Origin of the sequence: Thiocapsa rosea, from assembly GCF_003634315.1 — a bacterium.
Taxonomy (GTDB): Bacteria; Pseudomonadota; Gammaproteobacteria; order Chromatiales; family Chromatiaceae; genus Thiocapsa; species Thiocapsa rosea.
This window is the reverse complement of sequence record NZ_RBXL01000001.1, coordinates 5,334,845-5,354,182: the sequence shown is the minus strand read 5'-3', so window position 1 is coordinate 5,354,182 and position 19,338 is coordinate 5,334,845. Positions and strand designations below refer to the sequence as shown.

Genomic DNA, 19,338 nt, shown 5'->3' with positions numbered 1-19,338 from the left:
TTGGATCCGGCCCGCCTTCCAGTGCGTGCGGCCATCGACGCCCTGACTCGCGCCGACGAGGCGGCTTGTGTTCGGGCGTGTCTCGCGGATCTGGACCTCGCTGCCGACGCCTTGGAGCGGATCGACACGACGGCCCGTCGGCTCGTGGAGTCGGTTCGTCTGAGCGGCGGGCGGCTCGGCGGGCTCGACGCCTTTCTTCAGGAGTACGGCCTCTCCACGCCGGAAGGCGTGACGCTGATGTGTATCGCCGAGGCCCTTCTGCGCATCCCGGACACCGGCACGCGGGACCGCCTGATCCTGGACAAGCTGGCCCCGGCCGACTGGGACCGCCACCTCGGCCAGTCGCAGTCGCTCTTGGTGAATGCCTCGACGCTTGCCTTGATGCTGACGGGGCGTGTGGTGAAACTCGGTCGCACGCAAGACGACAGCGCGGGGACCTTGATCGGCCGACTGGTGGGTCGGCTCGGCGAGCCGGTGGTGCGCGAGGCGCTTGCTCAAGCGATGCGGAACTTGGCGCTGCAGTTCGTGATGGGCTCCAGCATCGACGAGGCATTGGATCGGGCGCGGACGGGCGAGGCCAAGGGCTACACCTATTCCTACGACATGCTCGGCGAGGCCGCCTGCACCGCCGCGGATGCCGAGCGCTACTTCGGGACCTACCGAGACGCGATCCGCACGATCGGCACCGCCGCCAAAGGGCGCGGACCGGTGGCCGGACCGGGGATCTCGGTCAAGCTCTCGGCGCTGCACCCGCGCTACGAAGCCGCCCAGCGAGGGCGCGTGATGGCCGAGCTTCTCCCGCGCCTGCTCGCATTGGCGCAGGCTGCGGCCGAGCTCGACATCGGCCTGACGATCGACGCGGAGGAGGCCGATCGGCTCGATCTCTCGCTGGATCTCGTCGCCGCCCTGGCGGGCGATCCCGCGCTCGGCGATTGGCGGGGCCTCGGGGTCGCGGTCCAGGCGTATCAGAAGCGCGCCCCGGCGGTGATTGACTGGCTCGGCGCGCTTGCGGGACGGCATCGGCGCCGACTGATGGTCCGACTGGTGAAGGGTGCCTATTGGGACACCGAGATCAAGCGGGCGCAGGAGGGTGGCCAGTCGGGCTATCCGGTCTTCACCCGCAAGGCCGCCACCGATGTGTCCTATCTCGCCTGCGCGCGTCGGCTGCTCGCGCGCGCGGATCGGCTCTACCCGCAGTTCGCGACCCACAACGCCCACACGATCGCGGCCGTGCTCGAGTTGGCCGGGAGGACCCGCGGTTTCGAGTTTCAGCGTCTGCACGGCATGGGCGAGGCGCTCTATCAAAGGGTCGTCGAGGACGGTGATCTCGGGGTCGGTTGCCGCATCTATGCCCCGGTCGGGCGCCATGAGGATCTCCTGCCCTATCTGGTGCGCCGGCTGCTGGAGAACGGGGCCAACAGCTCTTTCGTCAATCGTCTTCGCGACGAGCGCCTGCCGATCGAGGCGATCGTGCGGGACCCCGTTGCGCAGATGCGCACGCACGCCGGCCAGCCGCACCCGCGGATCCCGCTACCTCGGGCGATCCTGCTGCCCGAGCGGACGATCGCGCGAGGTCTGGATCTCGCCTCGCCGGGCGAGCTGATGCTGTTGCGCGATGCCATGTGCGCCGCGGACGGACCCTGGACCGCGGCCCCGATCATCGACGGCACGATTGCGGAGGCGGGATTGCGGCCGGTGGTCTCGCCCGCCGATCGCACACGCGAGATCGGCGGGGTACGCGAAGCCGACCCGGCCGAGATCGAGCGGGCGCTCGACCTTGCCGCGAAGGCCGCGCCCGCGTGGGCGGCGCGTGACCTCGAGGAGCGCGCCACCTGTCTCGAACGCGCGGCCGACGCACTGGAGGCCGATCTGCCTGCCTTCATGGCGCTGGCGGTGCGCGAGGCCGGCAAGACCCTGCCCGATGCCCTCGCCGAGGTGCGCGAGGCGGTCGACTTCTGTCGTTACTACGCCGCCCGGGCGCGGGCCGGAGGCGGTCCCGAGCCGGCGTTGCAGGGATCGATGTCCGGGCGTGCCGCGAGAGTCGAGGGCGGCGTCTTTGTCTGCATCAGCCCCTGGAACTTCCCGCTCGCCATTTTCATCGGGCAGGTGAGTGCGGCCCTGGTGGCGGGCAACGCGGTTCTGGCCAAACCCGCCGAGCAGACCCCGTTGATCGCCGCGCGTGCGGTCAGGCTTCTGCATAGGGCCGGTGTGCCGGGTGCCGTCCTGCATCTCTTGCCGGGGGAGGGGGCCCGCGTCGGGGCGGCGCTGGTCGCCGACCCGAGGATCGCCGGGGTCTGCTTCACCGGATCGACCGAGGTCGCGCATTCCATCAATCGGCAGCTCGCTGGCCAGTCCGACCGCCGCCGCGTGCTGATCGCCGAGACCGGCGGGATCAACGCCATGATTGTCGACAGCACCGCCCTGACGGAGCAAGTCATTCGCGACGTCCTGGCCGGTGCCTTCCGCAGCGCGGGCCAGCGTTGCTCGGCCCTGCGTTTGCTCTTTCTCCAAGAGGACATCGCCGAGCACACGCTCGACATGCTCGCCGGGGCGATGGACGAGCTCAGACTGGGCGATCCGGGCCTGCTCGACACCGACGTCGGCCCGGTGATCGACGGCGCGGCGGCGGCGATGCTGGAGGCGCACGCGCAACGGATGGAGCGCGAGGCTCGACTCATCCAACGCGTCGCGCCTGGCCCCGGGACCGAACAGGGCTGGTTCGTCGCCCCCGCGGCCTACGAGCTGGAGCATGCCGGCCAGCTTGAGCGCGAGGTCTTCGGGCCGCTCCTGCATGTGGTGCGCTTCGCCCCGGATGCGCTCGATGCGGTAGTCGACAGCATCAATGCCAAGGGCTACGGGCTCACACTCGGTGTGCATACCCGTATCGACGCGACCTGGCGCCGGATCGCGGCGCGCGCCCGAATCGGCAACATCTATATCAATCGCAACCAGATCGGCGCCCTGGTCGGCATCCAGCCCTTCGGCGGGCGCGGGCTCTCGGGCACCGGACCCAAGGCGGGTGGACCCTATTATCTGGAGCGATTGGTCGCCGCCAGACCCGCCGCCTGCGTCTTGGGCGATGTGAGCCGGGGCGGCACCGAGGTCGGCCGAACGGATCGCCTGCAGGAGGCCGGCACCCCTGGGCCCCGGGCGCCGACGGGTCCGCTGACGGGTCTGTCGCGCCGGGATCTGGAGGAAGCCTTGCGCCGAGCCGATGATGCCCTGCCGCCGGATCTCAAGACGCGTGCGACGATTCTCGATCGGGTGGCAACGCGGGTCGAAAGTGCGGCCGGCCCGGCCCTCATCGCCCTCGCGGCCCGGGCGCGTGCCATGCTTGCCGCCCCGCTGACACTCGCGGGCCCGACGGGCGAGGAGAACCAGCTCCTTCTCGAACCGCGCGGGCGGATCGCCTGCGTCGCCGAGGATCCGGCCGTGCTCGCCGTTCAGATCGGCGCAGCCCTGGTCACCGGCAATCGCGTCATCGCCGTCGGATCGGATGCCGATCGGACCGCGCAGCATTTCATCGACGCCGGGGCGCCGATCGCGTTGTTTGCCCTGATCCCGCCGGGAACGGATGCGGACCTGGATGACCTCGCCGCTGACCCGCGTCTGGACGGGCTTGCGTTTCACGGGACGGATGCCCTTGCCGCCCGGCTCGACGCCGCACTCGCCCGCAGCGAGGGACCGATCCGTCCCTTGATTCTCTGGGCCGACGTCGGCGCCGGCATCGGCATCCCGCCGGCCGGCAGCCCTGGTTGGATGCGCCGATTCTTGACCGAGAAGACCCTGTCCCGCGACACCACCGCCTCGGGCGGGAATGCCTTGCTGCTTGCGGCCGCCGAGGACGAGGGCGGTAGAAGGCCGCCGCCGATTCGTCCTTCGCGTCCTCCACTAGACTGAACGCGGCAATTTCCGAGCGGGCGGTACGTTCGAGCGCGTCGGCCAGAAGCACGCCGCCGAGACCCTGCCCGTGGAAGCTCCGATGAACCGCTAAACGCCCCATGCGAACGGCCGGCACGGAGGGGTAACGCGGCAGTTTTTTGGCGGCGGCCGGGAGGTCGGCAAGCAGGATGCTCGCCGAGGCCAGGGTGTAGTACCCCGCTATGCGCGTCTCATGGGTAACGGCGACGAAGCAGGCGGTCACCCTGCGGCGAATATCCTGCGTGACCTGGTGGCGGAAGTAGCCGTCCAGCGGTGCAGAGCCGCTTTCAAAGGTCGTGCGGTCATGCGCGGTTTCAAGCGGTACGATGCGAAATGGCGCGCCGCTCACTCGGCCACCAGCCTACGGCGGCGCTCAAAGGCACGCTCCAAGGCAGGGGTTGGCCGGGGCGGCGACAATAGGGCCTCCGCAAAGCGTTGCGAGTCGGCCTGAGACAGCCGGATGACTTCGGCTTGCTCGATGGCGCGCTGGGCGGCCTCCTGGACGGCCGAGACCACGAAGTCGGTCATGGTGCGACCCTGGATCTCCGCGGCACGCTTGAGCAAGGCGTGCAGCTCGGTGCTGATTCGGGCCTCTAGGCGAGCGGTCGAAGTAGCTGATGGCATAGAAGGTTCTTCTTTGTCTTAAGGTACGGCAGATTGCCGTAAAATTCCATTCATCAAACCCGCACGAGATCCGCGGGAAAAAGGAGCCGGCCGTGGCTCGCTCTGCTCGTACGATCCCATTTGTTAGGCATCGCGTTTCGCCTGTTCGTACGCAGCGTTTTTTAAACCGCGCCAGCTCCGACAGTCATTGAAGCTGTCGCAGCTAAGCCATTCCAACAAATTACGCATACCGCACCGGGCGCGGTTTAACCACTTTTCCTCTTCTCTGCGGCCTGCGGGCCCAGCGCGGCCCGGAGGGCCCATGCAGATTCGCCTCTCGACGCTCCTCACACTTGGTCTGCTCTCCGGCCTGACGCCCTTTGCCATCGACATGTATCTGCCGAGCCTGCCCGCGATCGCGCAGGACTTGGACTCGACGATCGAGCTGGCTCAGCTGAGCGTGACCGCGTATCTGGGCGTCTTTGCTCTGGCCCAATTGGTTTTGGGACCGGCCTCGGACGTGCTCGGACGGCGGGCGACCATCGGTGGTGGGTTGGCGCTCTTTTGCGTGGGGGCGCTGATGTGTGTCTTGTCCGAGCGGATGGAGACACTGCTGTTGGGGCGCGCCGTTCAGGGGCTTGGCGGCGCGGCGGTGGCGGTGACGGTGCCGGCCTTGGTGCGGGATCTCTTCGAGCGCGATCACTATGCGCGGGTGATGAGTCTGGTGATGCTGACAACGGCGCTCGCACCCCTGCTGGCACCGTCCATCGGCGGGGCCATCGTGTCCTATCTGGAGTGGCACTGGGTCTTCGGCGCGCTCTTGTTTCTGGGCTTGACGGCGAGCGGGCTCTTCTTTCGGCTGATCCCGGAGACCCTTCTGCACGCGGATCGCCACCCGCCCGAGCTGGCTCGGGTCTTACGCAATTATCTGACCTTGCTTCGACATCGGGTCGGCCTGGGGTATCTGCTGACCGGGGCCTTCTCTTTCGGCGGCATGATGACCTATATCGTGACCTCGCCCTTCGTCTATATCGAGCTGCACGGGGTGCCGGTAGGTTGGTTCGGGGTCTTCTTCGGGGCGAACGTGGCCCTGGCGATGGTGGTGACCGGCCAGAATGCCCGGTTGGTCGTCCGGTTGGGGGCGGAGCGTCTGCTGCGTTTGGGTCTCGGAGTGCAGGTCGTGTCGGCGCTGATTCTGCTGGGGCTGGCCATCTGGGGGACGCCGCCGCTGTGGGCCATCGTCGGCGCGACCTTGCTCTATCTCGGGATGGCGGGGGTGGTGCTCGGCAACTCCATGGCGGGGTTTATGGCGCACTTCGCACGGATGGCGGGCACGGCATCGGCCTTCTCCGGGGCGTCGCGCTTCGGGCTCGGTGCTGTGATGGGATCGCTGGTCAGCCTGCTGCATACGGGGGATGCGAGGCCGATGCTCTTCGGTATGGCGATCTGCGGTTTGGCGGCGGGCGGGAGCTATTGGCTGCTGTGCTGCTCGTCTGTGAGTGATGGTTCGGAGGTTGGGTGAGCGGGGTGGTTCATGGGGTCGGGGTGCGTGTGCGAGCTTCGGTTGGGGGTGATGCGGGAGAGAATGGGGTTCGCTGCGCTCTGCCCGGTCGGAATTGAGACGATGGGGCGGGGAGGATGGGTTTCGCTTTGCTCTACCGGGCCGGAATTGAGACGATGGGGCGGGGAGGATGGGTTTCGCTTTGCTCTACCCATCCTACGTTTTGGTTGGGGTTTTGGGGGTGGGTCAGAGGTGGACGGGGTCGGCGGTGAAGACGATGGTGAGCCATCGGTCGGGTCCGGCACTGCCGATGGCGGTGCCGATTTCGGCGCGCAGGGCGTCGATCTGGGCCACGGGTAGACTGAGGTCGGGCGGGACCAGGACGGAGATCTCGATAAATCGGGCGCGGCCGGCCTTGGAGAGATAGCTGCGATAGTCCGAAAAGCCGTGACGGGCGACGAAATCCGTCATGACCGAACGGACGTGTGCATCCATGTCGGGCGGGCTGATCATCAGGATCTCGCCGAATGACTCGCGCGCTTCGCGGAAGGGCAATGGCAGGAGAAAGAGTGCGACGATGGCCAACACGACGGGGTCGACGTAGCGGATGAAACCCTCCACGTCGGTGCCTTTCATCGCCAGCGCCGCGCCGAAGGCAATCAAGAGCGCGGTGGTGATCAGGGCCGACATCAGCCATGCCTTCACATCCAAGCGCACGAGCCCCGAGTCGATCCGCTCGGCTTGGCGGCCCATCCACCACCACATCCCGTAGCAGATGAGTGCGACCGCACCGGCGTACAGGAGCGCGGTGCCGAATTCGGGCTCGTAGCCGCCCTTGAGGATGCTGTTCACCGCACTCAGGAAGGCGTAGGCGACCAAGACGATGAGCACCGATGCCTTCAAGGCGATGACCATCGGCTCGAGATGCCAGAAGCCGTACTGGAAGCGGCGATCGCCTTGGCTGGCGACCAACCGCGCAACGACAAGGGTCAACCAGGTGACGGCGACATCGACGAACGAGAAGACTCCGTCGAAGAGAATGGCGGTCGACCGGGCCAAGAGACCGAAGAGGATGCCGAGCCCGGCGATCACGAGGGTTGCGCCCAACGAGATCCACAACAAGCGCGCTTCCAGCTCGCTCCGCAACCGCATGACGCGCTCGATCGATGCCACGGATACTCTTCTCCATTGTCGTCGGTCACCCGCCGCGCCGTCGGGGTCGCGGATTTGGTTGGTGTCCCGGCTGTTGCGTTCGCCGGGGTCGGGCGATTATAGGCGAGCGTCGCGGAGCAGGGCAGGCTGTTTGAGTCAACGTCGACACCGATGCGATACAGGGGAATCAGGATGCATCAACAGCGGTTCTCAGGTTCGATCCGGCCGGCCGATCTCGATCGATCCGACGACGCGCACGCCGTCGTGACCCTGCTGAACGCCTACGCCCGGGACGCCATGGGTGCCGGCGAGTCCCTGCCGGAGGACGTCACACAACGGCTGGTGCCGGCCCTGCGGCGCGTGCAGGATCATCTGGTGCTTTTGGCCCGCGACGGCGAAGACGCTGTCGGGCTGGCGATCTGCTTCCAGGGTTTCTCGACCTTCCGCGCCCGGCCGCTGCTCAACATCCACGATCTGGCCGTACTCCCGAGCCATCGAGGCCGGGGTATCGCCACCGCGCTGCTGGCGGCGATCGAGGCGGAGGCGAGGCGTCGCGGTTGCTGCAAGCTCACGCTCGAGGTGCGAGAGGACAATCCACGTGCCGAGGCGCTCTATCGCGCACTTGGTTTCGGCGCCGGGAGTGCGGGCGAGTGCTCCGTCCAATATCGCTTCATCGAGAAGCGCCTCGGGTCGAGCGCTTGAGAATGTGCGAAGCGTGAGAGACTGTCCGGAGTTCTCGACCACTTGACCCGGGAGTCACCATGTCCGCTCTGTTCCAACCCTTCAGTTTGAAGGACGTGACGCTGCGTAACCGCATCGCCGTGCCGCCCATGTGCCAATACTCGGCGATCGAGGGAGTCGTCAACGACTGGCATCTGGTGCATCTCGCCGGTCTGGCACGCGGCGGCGCCGGTCTGGTCATCGTCGAGGCGACCGCCGTGTCACCGGAAGGGCGCATTACGCCCAACTGCACGGGTCTGTGGAACGATGAGCAGGCGCAGGCGCTCGTGCCCGCCGTCGAGGCCATCAAAGCGGCCGGCGCCGTGCCGGGCATTCAGATCGGTCACGCCGGCCGCAAGGCGAGCGCGAACCGCCCGTGGGAAGGCGATGACCATATCCCGGAGGGCGACGCGCGCGGCTGGCAGCCCATCGCGCCCTCGGCGATCCCCTACGGCGCGAATCTCCCGAAGGTGCCGCAGGCGATGACGCCGGAGGACATCGCGCGGGTGCGTTCAGACTTTACGGCCGCGGCACGGCGCGCGCGGGACGCCGGGTTCCGGTGGCTCGAGCTGCATTTCGCGCACGGCTATCTGGGCCAGAGCTTCTTCTCCACGCATTCCAATCAGCGCGACGATGCCTATGGCGGGAGTCTGGAGAACCGTTGCCGTTTCCTGCTGGAAACCCTCGATGCCGTGCGCGAGGTCTGGCCCGAGAATCTCCCCCTGACCGCGCGTTTCGGCGTGATCGAATACGACGGGCGGGATGAAGAGACCCTGGCCGAGTCGATCGAGCTGGCCCGGCAGCTCAAGAGCCATGGCCTCGATCTCCTGAACGTCAGCATCGGTTTCTCCGCGCCGACCGCCCGGATCCCTTGGGCGCCGGGTTTCCTCGCGCCCATCGCCGAGCGGGTGCGGCGCGAGTCGGGTTTGCCTGTTGCGTCCGCCTGGGGGTTCGACGTCCCGGAGATCGCGCAAGGGGCCGTGGCAAACGAGCAATTGGATCTGGTGATGATCGGGCGCGCGCACCTGGCGAACCCGCATTGGCCTTACGAGGCTGCCCGTAAACTCGGTGTCGAGCGTCCCGCTTGGATACTCCCGGCGCCCTATGCGCACTGGCTGCAGAGTTACGAGGGTGGGAGCTGATTTCGGGGTCGCGGGCAGCGATCGGCCGCAATTGACCGAGCTACCACAATCGCGCAACGCCGAAGGTATCGAACAGGATCTCGTTGCTGACCAGGGTCAGCCCCTCGATCTGCGCCTGGGCAATCAGCATCCGGTCAAACGGGTCCCGGTGTGTGCCGGGCATCAGGCCGGCACGCCGGGCGTGGTCGACGCCGACAGGAAGATGGAGGAAGTCTTGGGAATCGAGGATCTCGGGAAGGTGCTCGATGACGTGAATGGCTCCCGGCAGCTTACCGATCCGCACCTTGGTGGCGATTTCCCACGCCGAAGCAGCACTGACCAGGACGACGGTTTGTTGGTTTGCGATGGCTTCGCGCGCCGGCAACGACAGCTGCACATCGCCGTCCAGCCACCACAGGAGGGCGTGGGTGTCGAGCAGGAGTCGCATCTTGCTCATTCCCAAGCGCGCAGCTCTTCCTCCGGCAGTGGATCGAAGAATCGTTCATCCACCTTTGCCTTTCCGCGCAGCGCGCCGAAGCGCCGACCGCTCGGCTGTCGCTCGATCGGGGTCAACCGCACCAGCGGTTGACCGGCCTTGGCGATCACGACCTCCTCTCCGCGACAGGCCCGGGCAATGATCTTGGAGAGTTGAGTTTTCGCCTCGTGGATGTTGACTTGGAGAGCCATCGCTGTGCCTCCGTTAGCTAAGGTTTAGTGACCGAGTCTAGTCTGCGGGGACTCCGGGCTGCAATGCACTCCCTCCAGCCCCCGGCTCGGGTTTGTTCCGAGCCGCTTCTTGCCGCATCATGCGCGACCGCGGATTCAGTGAGCGCAAGACGACGGCATGACCGAAACCACGACCTACAACGCGGAGGGCCTCGAGCGCCTGCCGCTGAAGGATTTCACCGAAAAGGCGTATCTGGACTATTCCATGTACGTCATCCTCGACCGCGCTCTGCCCCATGTGGGCGACGGGCTCAAGCCCGTGCAGCGGCGCATCCTCTACGCCATGTCGGAGCTCGGGCTCTCGGCGGCGGCCAAGTTCAAGAAATCCGCGCGCACCGTCGGCGACGTGCTGGGCAAATTCCATCCGCACGGCGACTCGGCCTGTTACGAGGCGATGGTGCTGATGGCGCAGCCCTTCAGCTATCGCTATACGCTGGTGGACGGACAAGGCAACTGGGGCTCGCCGGACGATCCCAAGTCGTTCGCCGCCATGCGCTATACCGAGTCGCGCCTCACGCCCTATGCGAGTCTGCTGCTCGACGAGGTCGATCAGGGTACGGTCGACTGGCAGTCCAACTTCGACGGGACGCTCGAGGAGCCGAAGCTGCTGCCGGCGCGTCTGCCGAATCTGCTGCTCAACGGTGCGACCGGGATCGCCGTCGGCATGGCGACCGATATTCCCTCGCACAACCTGCGCGAGGTGGCGCGGGCCTGCATCCATCTGCTCGATCATCCGGATGCGACACTCGATGAGCTGATGCGATTCGTTCCGGGGCCGGACTTCCCGACCGCGGGCGAGATCGTCACCCCGCGCGAGGATCTCGCGAAGATCTACCAGACCGGCGGCGGGAGCCTGAAACAGCGCGCCGTCTACGAGGTCGAGCGCGGCGAGATCGTGATCACCGCCTTGCCGTATCAGGTCTCCGGCAGCCGTGTGCTCGAGCAGATCGCGCAGCAGTTCAACGCCAAGAAGCTGCCGATGATCGAGGACTTCCGCGACGAGTCAGATCATGAGTTTCCGACCCGATTGGTGATCGTGCCGCGTTCCAATCGCGTCGATGTCGACCGGGTCATGTCGCACCTCTTCGCCACGACCGACCTGGAACGCAGCTACCGGGTCAACATGAACGTGATCGCGCTGAACGGTCGGCCGCGCGTCATGACGCTGCGCGACATCCTCGTCGAGTGGCTGATGTACCGCACCGAGACGGTCCGGCGACGCTCGCAACATCGGTTGGACAAGGTCCTCGAGCGTCTGCACCTCTTGGACGGCTTGCTGATCGCCTTTCTCAACATCGACGAGGTGATCCGCATCGTCCGTACCGAGGACGAGCCCAAGCCGGTGCTCATGGAGCGGTTCGCGCTCTCCGAGGCTCAGGCGGACTATGTGCTGAACACCCGGCTGCGCCAGCTCGCGCGTCTGGAAGAGATGAAGATCCGCACCGAGCAGGCGGAGTTGGCCGAGGAGCGCGACGGGCTGCAAGCCATCCTGGGTGACGAGTCGGCGCTCAAGCGGCTGATCTCCGAAGAGATCACGGCCGATGCCGAGAAGCACGGCGACCCGAGGCGCTCGCCGCTGGTTGCAAGGGCCAGCGCGGCGGCCATCGACGAGATCGATCTGACCCCGAGCGAGCCGGTGACCGTGGTGCTGTCCGAGAAGGGCTGGGTGCGTGCGGCCAAGGGCCACGAGGTCGATCCGGCCGGGCTGAGCTACCGGTCCGGGGACCGGTACCTCATGGCGGTGCGGGTGCGCAGCAGTCAGGCCGTCGTCTTTCTCGATTCGACCGGGCGCAGCTATTCCTTGCCGGCACATAGCCTGCCCTCGGCGCGCGGGCAGGGCGAGCCTTTGACCGGGCGACTGGATCCGCCCGCCGGTGCGCGTTTCGTGGCGGTGCTGGGCGAGGCGCCCGAGAGTCGCGTGCTGATGGCGTCCGATGCCGGATATGGGTTCATCGCCCGGATCGAGGACCTCTATGCCAAGGCCAAGGCCGGCAAGGCGGTGCTCAGCCTGCCCAAGGGCGCCGAGGTCTTGGCGCCACTTGCGCTGACCGGGGAGGAAGGTGGTCTGGAAGGCGCCCGGCTTGCGGCCGTCACCACCGCGGGCCATCTGCTGCTGTTTCCAGTCTCGGAGCTTCCCGAAATGCCGCGGGGTAAGGGCAACAAGATCATCGGCATCCCCTCGGCCCGCGTCGCGGCGCGGGAAGAGTTGGTGATTGCGCTCGCCGTGGTCCCTCAGGGCGGGAGTCTGCTGCTGCTTTCGGGCAAACGGACCTTGACCCTGAAGCCGGCGGATCTGGATGTCTATCAAGGGGAGCGTGGTCGCCGCGGGCGGTTGCTGCCGCGCGGATTTCAGCGGGTGGACGGTCTATCGGTGGCGTAGGTCGAAGCGGCGAGGTCTAAAACAGAAGCCCCGATTGAGTCCCTTACGCCGCACGTTCTGAACAAACCGACGTAGAACTCTTCGTTGTCGTTGTCGTTAGTCGTAATCGGATTCCGGACGACAACGACAACGACAACGACAACGACAACGACAACGACAACGACAACGACAACGACAACGACAACGACAACGATCACGGATTTCGAGCAAGTGTCTTGGTGCCGTAGCCGTTCCATGCCAAGACCGACGCATACCTTTCCGGACGCGGTTTAGCTCATATAGCTCAAGGCTTCATCCCCGGGATGCGGCAACCCCGCGATGCGCCACGCCTGGCGGCAGGAGCCGAAGAGCCGACGCACCGCGTCACGCTCCATGCCGTGTGTGCGGCAGATCTGCGACACGGGCGGGATGGCGCCGTAGGTCATGCGGTGCTCGCGCAGATAGTAGATGATCGACCAATGGTCGCGGCCCAGGGGGCCGATCTCGTCGAGTTCCGCCATGACACGGGCCATGCCGGCGTTCCAATCCGTCGGGTCGATCAGGAATCCGTCCTCGTCGACGGGAAGAGGACGGTGATTGGGAGAGGTTTGGTTGCGGACGGCGGTTTGGGTCATCGTGATTATCCCTGGTCTTTGGTGGATCAGTATTTTTTATAATGATATTAGTAACGCTCACACTGACGTATATAGTCGGAATTATCGGCGCGTCAACCCCCTGATTCGCGAATCGATTCTTTGAGGCCATCCAGGTGTCCGAGCTAACCTTACCGCTTGCGCTCTTCAACCTCTTGCCGGTGATCTTCACCGGGTTCGCCTTATGGTTTCTCACCCGTCTGGTCGGGGACCTCGTCCCGCCATGCCGGACCATGGCCCGGGCGGGTGGTGTGTTGATCGTGCTGGGTGGACTCTCGAAGGCTGTCTGGAAGCTGATACTCGTCACCACCGGTCAGGATCTGGCCTGGCTCGCGAGTGCGCTCTTTCCGTTGATGGCACCTGGATTCGCGCTGCTGGCGGGGGCGGCGCTGGGTGTCTCGCAACGGCTTCGGGGGCGGGGCGAGGTTGCTTGGATCCAGCATGCGGTTGCTGCCGCCATTTTGGTCGTTGTCGGTGCCGTGGTTGTGCGTACGCTTGGAATGGGGATCCAGCGGGGCTGGTTCTTGCCGTTGCTGGGGCTCACGAGCGTCGCCAATCTGGTGCTGAGTCTTGTCTTGATTGCGAGCGCGCTGCGACTCGGCCGCAAGGATGCGGCGCTGCTCTTCGGGGTGAATTTGGCGATGGTCTTCGCGCTGCCGCCGATTGCCATGGCCTCCCCGGATACGCTCTTCATGCACTGGTTGGAGCAGATTCTGACGGCGATCGGGACGGCGGCGTTTGCGCTCGGGGCCTATTGGCTTTGGAGATCCGCTTGCGCCTCCGCGGTTCTTGATCTGCGTCGGGCTCGGTGAGGTCGAGAGGATGGGTTTCGCTTCGCTCTACCCATCCTACGCCGTTTGACACTGGGTTGAGGGGATTGGGAGGGGTGGGTTAAACCGCGTCCAGAGCGACATGCGTCATTTTCACGTTGCATTCGGCGTCGGGGGCTTCCTCGATCCTGGCGAGACGCGGTTTATAGCTGAATCTGGTGATGTTTTAGGGGGTAGCCTCGATCGCGGTAGTAGCGGAAGCGTTCGCGGCCGGCGAGGCGGGCGGCTGGGTCGTGGTCGATGGGCTCGCAGAGACGCTCGAAGCGGCCGAAGAACTCGGGGACTTCGCTCGAGAGGTTGATCAAGACTTGATCTTCGCTGTCGGGCGAGCCGTCGCTGCTGATGAGAATGGGGGTCAACTCAGGATCGGTTTGACCGACGCGTCCGTGGGGCAGGAAGCTGTCCTCGCGGAAGGTCCAGAGCAGACGATCCAGATGTTGGGCTTGCCCGGGGTCGGGACAGTGGATCAGCACGCGTGCGCCGGTCGCGCGGATGCGCTCGACGAGGCGACAGACGAGGAGGAAGCGATCGCCGCCGCTGCTGCCGTCCAGGCTGTAGAAGTCGATTCGGGTCATGGGTTAAGGCGCGTCTGATTTGCCATGCGTTATTGTCGTTGGTGTCCGGCTTTGCGGGAGTCCGCACGCATCGGCGCCGACGCGCCTTAAGTGTGAAGTCGTGATGTCATTGCTCTCGGGCGTGCTTCGGCACGGGATACCGCTGCGGTCTTGCCCGAGCTGCCGCGAAACGGCCTTTTTGCGGTCGGATTGGGGTTAGTATACCGGCAGCATGTCGCTTCTTCGCGGGGTTGTGTGACCCGCGCGCCGGAGGCAACCGAACCAGCCTCGATTTGCACGGACCACCGAACAGACGACCGAGCACCCATGGCCCACGATTCGCTTACCGCCTGTCTGGAATGCGGTCTGCTCCAGCGCATCCCGGAGGTGCCGCCGGGCGGATCGGCGCAGTGCGTGCGCTGCGGCGGCACGATGCACCGCAATCGACCGGATAGCCTCAACCGAACTCTGGCACTCACGATCGCCGGACTCGTCCTCTTCATCGTCGCCAACAGCTTCCCCTTTCTGTCGTTCGAGATGCAGGGCAGGGGGACCCAGACGACATTGATCACGGGCGTGGTCGATCTTTATCAAGCGGGCGATTGGCCGATTGCCGCGGTGGTGCTCTTTACCAGCATCCTTGCGCCCGGCCTGCAGTTGGCACTCTTGCTGATTGTCCTGGTCCCGCTGACCTTGAACCGGATGCCGACCTGGTTGCCGACGCTTTTTCGATGGATTCGGACCCTGGTGCCTTGGGGAATGATGGACGTTTTCATGGTCGGAATCCTGGTGGCGGTGGTGAAGCTCGCCGACATGGCGTCGATCGTGCCGGGGGCCTCGCTCTTCGCACTCGTCGCGCTCATCTTTGTCCTGGCGGCGGCGCAGGCGGCCCTGGATCCGGATCTCGTGTGGTCGCGCGTGCGCATCAACGGTGCTCGCACACGCCCGCTGCGCCATGGCGAGGATCATGTCTCCTGCGACGTCTGCGAGCTGGTGGTTCGTCCCTCCGAGGCCATGCGCGACGGCGAGCAGCTGCGCTGTCCGCGTTGCACCGACGTCCTGCACCGGCGCAAACCTCAAAGTCTGCAACGGACGTGGGCGCTTTTGATTGCGGCGATCGTGTGCTACATCCCGGCCAATGTCTTGCCGATCATGTCGGTGACGTCGCTCGGACGCAGCCAATCGGATACCATCTTTTCCGGCGTGTCGTTCATGCTGGATCACGGGATGTGGCCTCTGGCCCTTGTGATCTTTATTGCAAGCATCTTCGTTCCGCTCCTGAAGCTGTTGATCTTGATCTTCCTTCTCGTGTCGGTTCAACTGCGCTCCGCGTGGCGGCCGCGTGAGCGGACCCGCCTCTATCGTGTCGTCGAGACGATCGGACGCTGGTCCATGGTGGATGTCTATGTGGTCACCATCCTGGTTGCCTTGGTGCGGCTCGGGAATCTTGCGAGCGTCCAAGCGGAGCTTGGTGCCATCTTTTTCTGCGCAGTCGTGGTCTTGACCATGCTCGCAGCTATGTCGTTCGATCCCAGGTTGATCTGGGATGCACTGGAGCCGGGACATGTCGGAGATCGAGAACGCCGGTTCGGGGCCTCCCTTACCGGATCCCCTTGAGGGCGCGCACGCGGCGGTCGTCAAGCGCCGCAGCGGTGTTTCGCTCGTCTGGTTGATCCCGATCGTGGCCCTGTTGATCGGCGGTTGGCTCGCCGCCAAGACCTATGCCGAGCGCGGGCCGACGGTCAAGATCGAGTTCAGGACGGCGTCGGGGCTCGCCGCCGGGAAGACCAAGGTCAAGTTCAAGGATGTCGACATCGGCCAGGTCACCTCGATCGACGTGAGTGCGGATCTGAAGAGCGTCATTGTCACCGCCGAGCTCAAGCACGGATCGGAGCAGTTTCTGACCGAGAAGACGCGTTTCTGGGTCGAGCGCCCGCGGGTGACCGCCAGCGGTATCTCGGGTCTGGAGACCCTGCTGTCGGGCTCCTTTATCGCGATCGATCCGGTGCGCGGCGGAAAAGAGGTTTTTCAGTTCAAAGGTCTCGAAGAGCCGCCGCTGTTTACGACCTCGGAGGCGGGGACGCGATTCGCGTTGCGCTCGCAGACCTTGGGGTCGTTGAACGTCGGTGCCCCGGTCTATTACCGCAAGATTCAGGTCGGCCAGGTTGCGGGCTTCTCGCTGGACGACGACGGGGAGGCGGTCAGCATCGACGTCTTTATCTTCGCGCCGCATGATCGGTTGGTGTCCACGAGCACCCGGTTCTGGAACGCCAGCGGGATCGATTTTTCGTTGAGCGCCGCCGGTGTGACGGTGGATACCGAGTCGTTGATGTCGGTCTTGATCGGCGGCTTGGCCTTCGATACGCCGGACACCATCGATGCGCCGGGCGAGCCTCCGAGCGCGGATCATGTGTTTCCTCTGTATCCGAGCCGCGACAACGCCCACGAGAAGATTTACCTGCACAAAGAGCGCTATCTCCTTTTCTTCGAGGGCTCGGTGCGCGGCTTGAGCGTCGGCGCACCCGTCATGCTGCGCGGGATCACCATCGGAAAGGTCCTCGATATCCAGCTTCAGCTCAGTGTCGATGACCTGCAGTTTCACATCCCGGTTCTCATCGAGGTCGAGCCCGAGCGTGTGGCGGTTCGCGGTGACCGCCGGGCGCTCGACGAGACGGGCATGATCAGGCAATTGGTCGCCAAGGGTCTGCGGGCTCAGCTCAAGACCGGCAGCCTGATTACGGGTCAGCTCTATGTCGAGCTTGATTTCTACCCGGACGCGGCACCCGAGGTGCTCGCGAAAGAGGGTGACTACGATGTCCTACCGACGATCCCCGGCTCGCTCGAGGCCCTGACCAACAAGGTCACGGAGATCCTCGATCGTCTCCATGCCTTTCCGTTCGATCGGATCGGCAAGGATCTGACCGACACGCTCGCCGGGGCGAGCGAGATCGTGAACTCCGCGGCGCTGAAACAGGGTATCGTGGAGCTAGAAGAGTCGCTGGCCCAGATCCGTGCGCTGGCCGAGCAGCTCAATACGGGCATCGCGCCCGAGCTGGCCGAGACCCTGCGTCAGACCACCGCGACCTTGCGGGGTGTGCGTCAAATGATCGAGGAGGGCTCGCCCATTTCCGTGGAGCTGCGTCGTTCGCTCAACGAGGTCTCGGGTGCGGCGCGATCGCTGCGCGTGCTGACGGACTATCTCGAGCGTCACCCGGAAGCCCTGTTGAGGGGCAAAGGAGGAGGTCGATGAAGGTGAGAGCATTCGGGTTGGCCGTCGCGGTCGCCGTCCTGGTCACAACGGGCTGTGCGACCTCGCCGCCGTCGAGCTTCTATACCCTGACGCCGATGCGTGCGCTGCCCGACTCGGGTGGTCCGCCGAGCACGGCGTTGGGCGTCGGGCTTGGTCCGGTCAACTTTCCGCAGTTTCTCGATCGACCTCAGATCGTGACGCGCGATGCCGGCAATCGCTTGGCCATCGACGAGTTCCATCGCTGGGGCGGGACCATCCAGGACGATTTTCTGCGGGTCTGGATTGAGAACATGTCCGCCTTGTTGGGTACGAGCAGCGTCTTCGGCTTTCCCAACGAGGTCCGCTATCCATTGGACTTCCGGGTGACGGCCGACGTGCTTGCCTTCGAGGGGACCTCAGATGGATACGCCGTGCTGCGGGTGCGTTGGATCGTGCTCGAGCACCGTACAGATCAGGTCCTGCGCGTGGAGGACACGCGCTACCGTCGTCCGCTGGCCGAGCCGAAGGACGAGGGCGCACTCATTGCTGCGATGAGCGAGACCTTGGGGGATTTCAGTCGGGATGTGGCGGTGACCTTAAGGCAGCTCCCCAAGCCGAAGCCGCCGGCACCTGAGCGTCCGGAGGATCGGGACGGTTTGCTGCGTATTCCTTGATTGCTGCTCGGCATGTTGGTTGTCTGCACTGATTGACCTCGACTGTGATGTGGAGCAGGTCGTCCATGCCGGAGAGTAGGCTGCGGTAGTGCTCCACCGGGTGCGGATTGTGGGTGACGAGCGACAGGATGCAGGCGCGTCCGGCGGGTGCGATCCTCCAGACGTGCAGATCCGCGACCTGGTTGTCTGCGTCGGACTCGATACGTCGGCATATCTCCTGCTCGATTGCGCCGTTGTCGCCTGCGTCCAACAGGACCTGTGCGCTCTCGCGCGCGAGTCCCCACGCCCATCGGCCGATCAAGACGGCGCCGACGATGCCCATCAGCGGGTCCATAAAGGCCCAGCCATAGAGCAGGCCCATCGCCAATGCGACCAGCGCCAGGACGGAGGTCAGGGCGTCGGCGATCACATGCAGATAGGCCGCCTTGAGGTTGTGATCCTGGATGTCGGCAAGCCCGCGATGATGGCCGTGCCGATGATGCTCGTGTGCATGGTCGTCGTGTGCATGATGGCGATCGTGATCATCATCATGCCCATGATGATGGTGCCCGTGTCCGGAGTGACCCAGCAACCAGGCGCTGAGCAGGTTCACGGCCAGACCGAAGGCCGCGACGATCATCGCCTCCTCGTAGCGGATCTCGACCGGATCGACGAGGCGGCTCAATGATTCGAACAACATCCAGAGGGCGCCCGCGGCCAGCAGGAGTGCACTCGTATAGCCCGCGAGCGAGGACACCTTGCCGGTTCCGAAGGTGAATCGCCGATCCGACCCGCGCTGCCGCGCGAAGGCATAGGCATAGGCGGCAATCCCGAGTGCTGCGGCGTGACTGCCCATGTGCCAGCCGTCCGCCAGCAGGGCCATCGAGCCGGTGATCCAGCCGGCGACCAATTCCACGCACATGGCTGCGAGGGTAAGACCGACGACCCAGCGCGTCCGACGCTCTGCATCCCCTTGGTCGGCGGTGGCGAAGTCGTGGCTGTGACCCCAGTCGCTGATGTCGTGTGTGTGCATAGGCATCCCGTCTGTGAACGAAGTCTCGCCGCCGAATCCGAGCTGTTGGCTGTTAAACCGCGTCCAGGGCGACATGCTTCATTTTCATTTTGCGTTTAGCTTCGGAGTTGGTTGTGTCTCGTACGGCTCGACGCCTACACCGAGAGAGATGGGGTCGAGGGCATCGATCGCGATGGCTCGACCGGCAGGCGTTCTGTTTGGTGGAAACGCTAGTATCGCCCGGCCACAATTGCAAATGATTCTCAGGTTTGAGTCCCTTGGCTGTAAAGATGTGGCGTCATCG

The 19,338-nt window shown here is 65.2% G+C and carries 16 protein-coding genes and 1 pseudogene; 9 read left to right on the top strand and 8 right to left on the bottom strand.

Translation table 11 applies throughout. The features are described 5' to 3' along the window. Positions 1-3,900 carry a bifunctional proline dehydrogenase/L-glutamate gamma-semialdehyde dehydrogenase PutA gene (gene putA / locus BDD21_RS23860; RefSeq protein WP_120799293.1) on the top strand — a complete coding sequence of 1,300 codons (3,900 nt, stop codon included), beginning with the start codon at positions 1-3 and terminating at the stop codon, positions 3,898-3,900. Between the two features lie 10 nt (positions 3,901-3,910). On the opposite strand, the pseudogene BDD21_RS28875 reads toward putA, so the two are convergent. Both BDD21_RS28875 and BDD21_RS23850 read right to left on the bottom strand, forming a co-directional pair. Beyond that, a pseudogene (locus BDD21_RS28875) lies at positions 3,911-4,144 on the bottom strand (GNAT family N-acetyltransferase); the annotation flags it as partial. A 122-nt stretch (positions 4,145-4,266) separates the two neighbouring features. Continuing rightward, a complete protein-coding gene (locus BDD21_RS23850; RefSeq protein ID WP_120799292.1) occupies positions 4,267-4,545 on the bottom strand; it encodes a type II toxin-antitoxin system TacA family antitoxin in 279 nt (92 codons plus the stop codon). 301 nt (positions 4,546-4,846) lie between these two features. Between BDD21_RS23850 and BDD21_RS23845 the strand changes: the two genes are divergently transcribed. Beyond that, positions 4,847-6,046 carry a Bcr/CflA family multidrug efflux MFS transporter gene (locus BDD21_RS23845; protein ID WP_120799291.1) on the top strand — a complete coding sequence of 400 codons (1,200 nt, stop codon included), beginning with the start codon at positions 4,847-4,849 and terminating at the stop codon, positions 6,044-6,046. Between the two features lie 225 nt (positions 6,047-6,271). Here BDD21_RS23845 and BDD21_RS23840 read toward each other — a convergent pair whose 3' ends face one another. Continuing rightward, entirely contained in the window at positions 6,272-7,198 is a 927-nt protein-coding gene (locus tag BDD21_RS23840; protein ID WP_120799290.1) for a cation diffusion facilitator family transporter, read from the bottom strand. A 171-nt stretch (positions 7,199-7,369) separates the two neighbouring features. Between BDD21_RS23840 and BDD21_RS23835 the strand changes: the two genes are divergently transcribed. Together BDD21_RS23835 and BDD21_RS23830 are read left to right on the top strand one after the other, a co-directional pair. Then, positions 7,370-7,879, top strand: coding sequence for a GNAT family N-acetyltransferase (locus tag BDD21_RS23835; RefSeq protein ID WP_120799289.1), 510 nt, complete (start codon positions 7,370-7,372; stop codon positions 7,877-7,879). A 59-nt stretch (positions 7,880-7,938) separates the two neighbouring features. Next, positions 7,939-9,039, top strand: coding sequence for an NADH:flavin oxidoreductase/NADH oxidase (locus tag BDD21_RS23830; RefSeq protein ID WP_120799288.1), 1,101 nt, complete (start codon positions 7,939-7,941; stop codon positions 9,037-9,039). A gap of 40 nt (positions 9,040-9,079) precedes the next feature. Here BDD21_RS23830 and BDD21_RS23825 read toward each other — a convergent pair whose 3' ends face one another. Together BDD21_RS23825 and BDD21_RS23820 are read right to left on the bottom strand one after the other, a co-directional pair. Next, a complete protein-coding gene (locus tag BDD21_RS23825) occupies positions 9,080-9,466 on the bottom strand; it encodes a type II toxin-antitoxin system VapC family toxin (protein WP_120800104.1) in 387 nt (128 codons plus the stop codon). 5 nt (positions 9,467-9,471) lie between these two features. Then, positions 9,472-9,705, bottom strand: coding sequence for a type II toxin-antitoxin system Phd/YefM family antitoxin (locus BDD21_RS23820; protein WP_120799287.1), 234 nt, complete (start codon positions 9,703-9,705; stop codon positions 9,472-9,474). A gap of 157 nt (positions 9,706-9,862) precedes the next feature. On the opposite strand from BDD21_RS23820, the gene parC reads away from it, so the two are divergent. After that, complete coding sequence (parC, locus tag BDD21_RS23815) at positions 9,863-12,124, top strand: DNA topoisomerase IV subunit A (protein WP_120799286.1); 2,262 nt, start codon at positions 9,863-9,865, stop codon at positions 12,122-12,124. A gap of 269 nt (positions 12,125-12,393) precedes the next feature. Here the strand turns inward: parC and BDD21_RS23805 are convergent, their stop codons facing one another. Continuing rightward, a complete protein-coding gene (locus BDD21_RS23805; protein WP_120799285.1) occupies positions 12,394-12,738 on the bottom strand; it encodes a TusE/DsrC/DsvC family sulfur relay protein in 345 nt (114 codons plus the stop codon). Between the two features lie 134 nt (positions 12,739-12,872). Between BDD21_RS23805 and BDD21_RS23800 the strand changes: the two genes are divergently transcribed. Continuing rightward, a complete protein-coding gene (locus tag BDD21_RS23800; RefSeq protein ID WP_120799284.1) occupies positions 12,873-13,568 on the top strand; it encodes a hypothetical protein in 696 nt (231 codons plus the stop codon). A 161-nt stretch (positions 13,569-13,729) separates the two neighbouring features. On the opposite strand, the gene BDD21_RS23795 is transcribed toward BDD21_RS23800, so the two are convergent. Beyond that, positions 13,730-14,161: a DNA polymerase III subunit chi gene (locus BDD21_RS23795; protein ID WP_120799283.1), complete on the bottom strand. Its 432-nt coding sequence runs from the start codon at positions 14,159-14,161 to the stop codon at positions 13,730-13,732. Between the two features lie 306 nt (positions 14,162-14,467). On the opposite strand from BDD21_RS23795, the gene BDD21_RS23790 reads away from it, so the two are divergent. From BDD21_RS23790 to BDD21_RS23780, 3 genes are read left to right on the top strand one after another with little or no spacing between them, the layout of a single operon-like run. Then, positions 14,468-15,757 carry a paraquat-inducible protein A gene (locus tag BDD21_RS23790; RefSeq protein WP_120799282.1) on the top strand — a complete coding sequence of 430 codons (1,290 nt, stop codon included), beginning with the start codon at positions 14,468-14,470 and terminating at the stop codon, positions 15,755-15,757. Next, positions 15,705-17,390, top strand: coding sequence for a PqiB family protein (locus BDD21_RS23785; protein WP_120799281.1), 1,686 nt, complete (start codon positions 15,705-15,707; stop codon positions 17,388-17,390). The genes BDD21_RS23790 and BDD21_RS23785 overlap by 53 nt, the downstream gene beginning before the upstream one ends. Next, entirely contained in the window at positions 17,387-18,043 is a 657-nt protein-coding gene (locus BDD21_RS23780) for a PqiC family protein (protein ID WP_120799280.1), read from the top strand. The genes BDD21_RS23785 and BDD21_RS23780 overlap by 4 nt, the downstream gene beginning before the upstream one ends. Here BDD21_RS23780 and dmeF read toward each other — a convergent pair. After that, on the bottom strand, positions 17,943-19,055 hold the full coding sequence (gene dmeF / locus BDD21_RS23775) for a CDF family Co(II)/Ni(II) efflux transporter DmeF (RefSeq protein ID WP_245969784.1): 1,113 nt from the start codon (positions 19,053-19,055) through the stop codon (positions 17,943-17,945). The genes BDD21_RS23780 and dmeF overlap by 101 nt on opposite strands. Between the last annotated feature and the right edge of the window lie 283 nt (positions 19,056-19,338).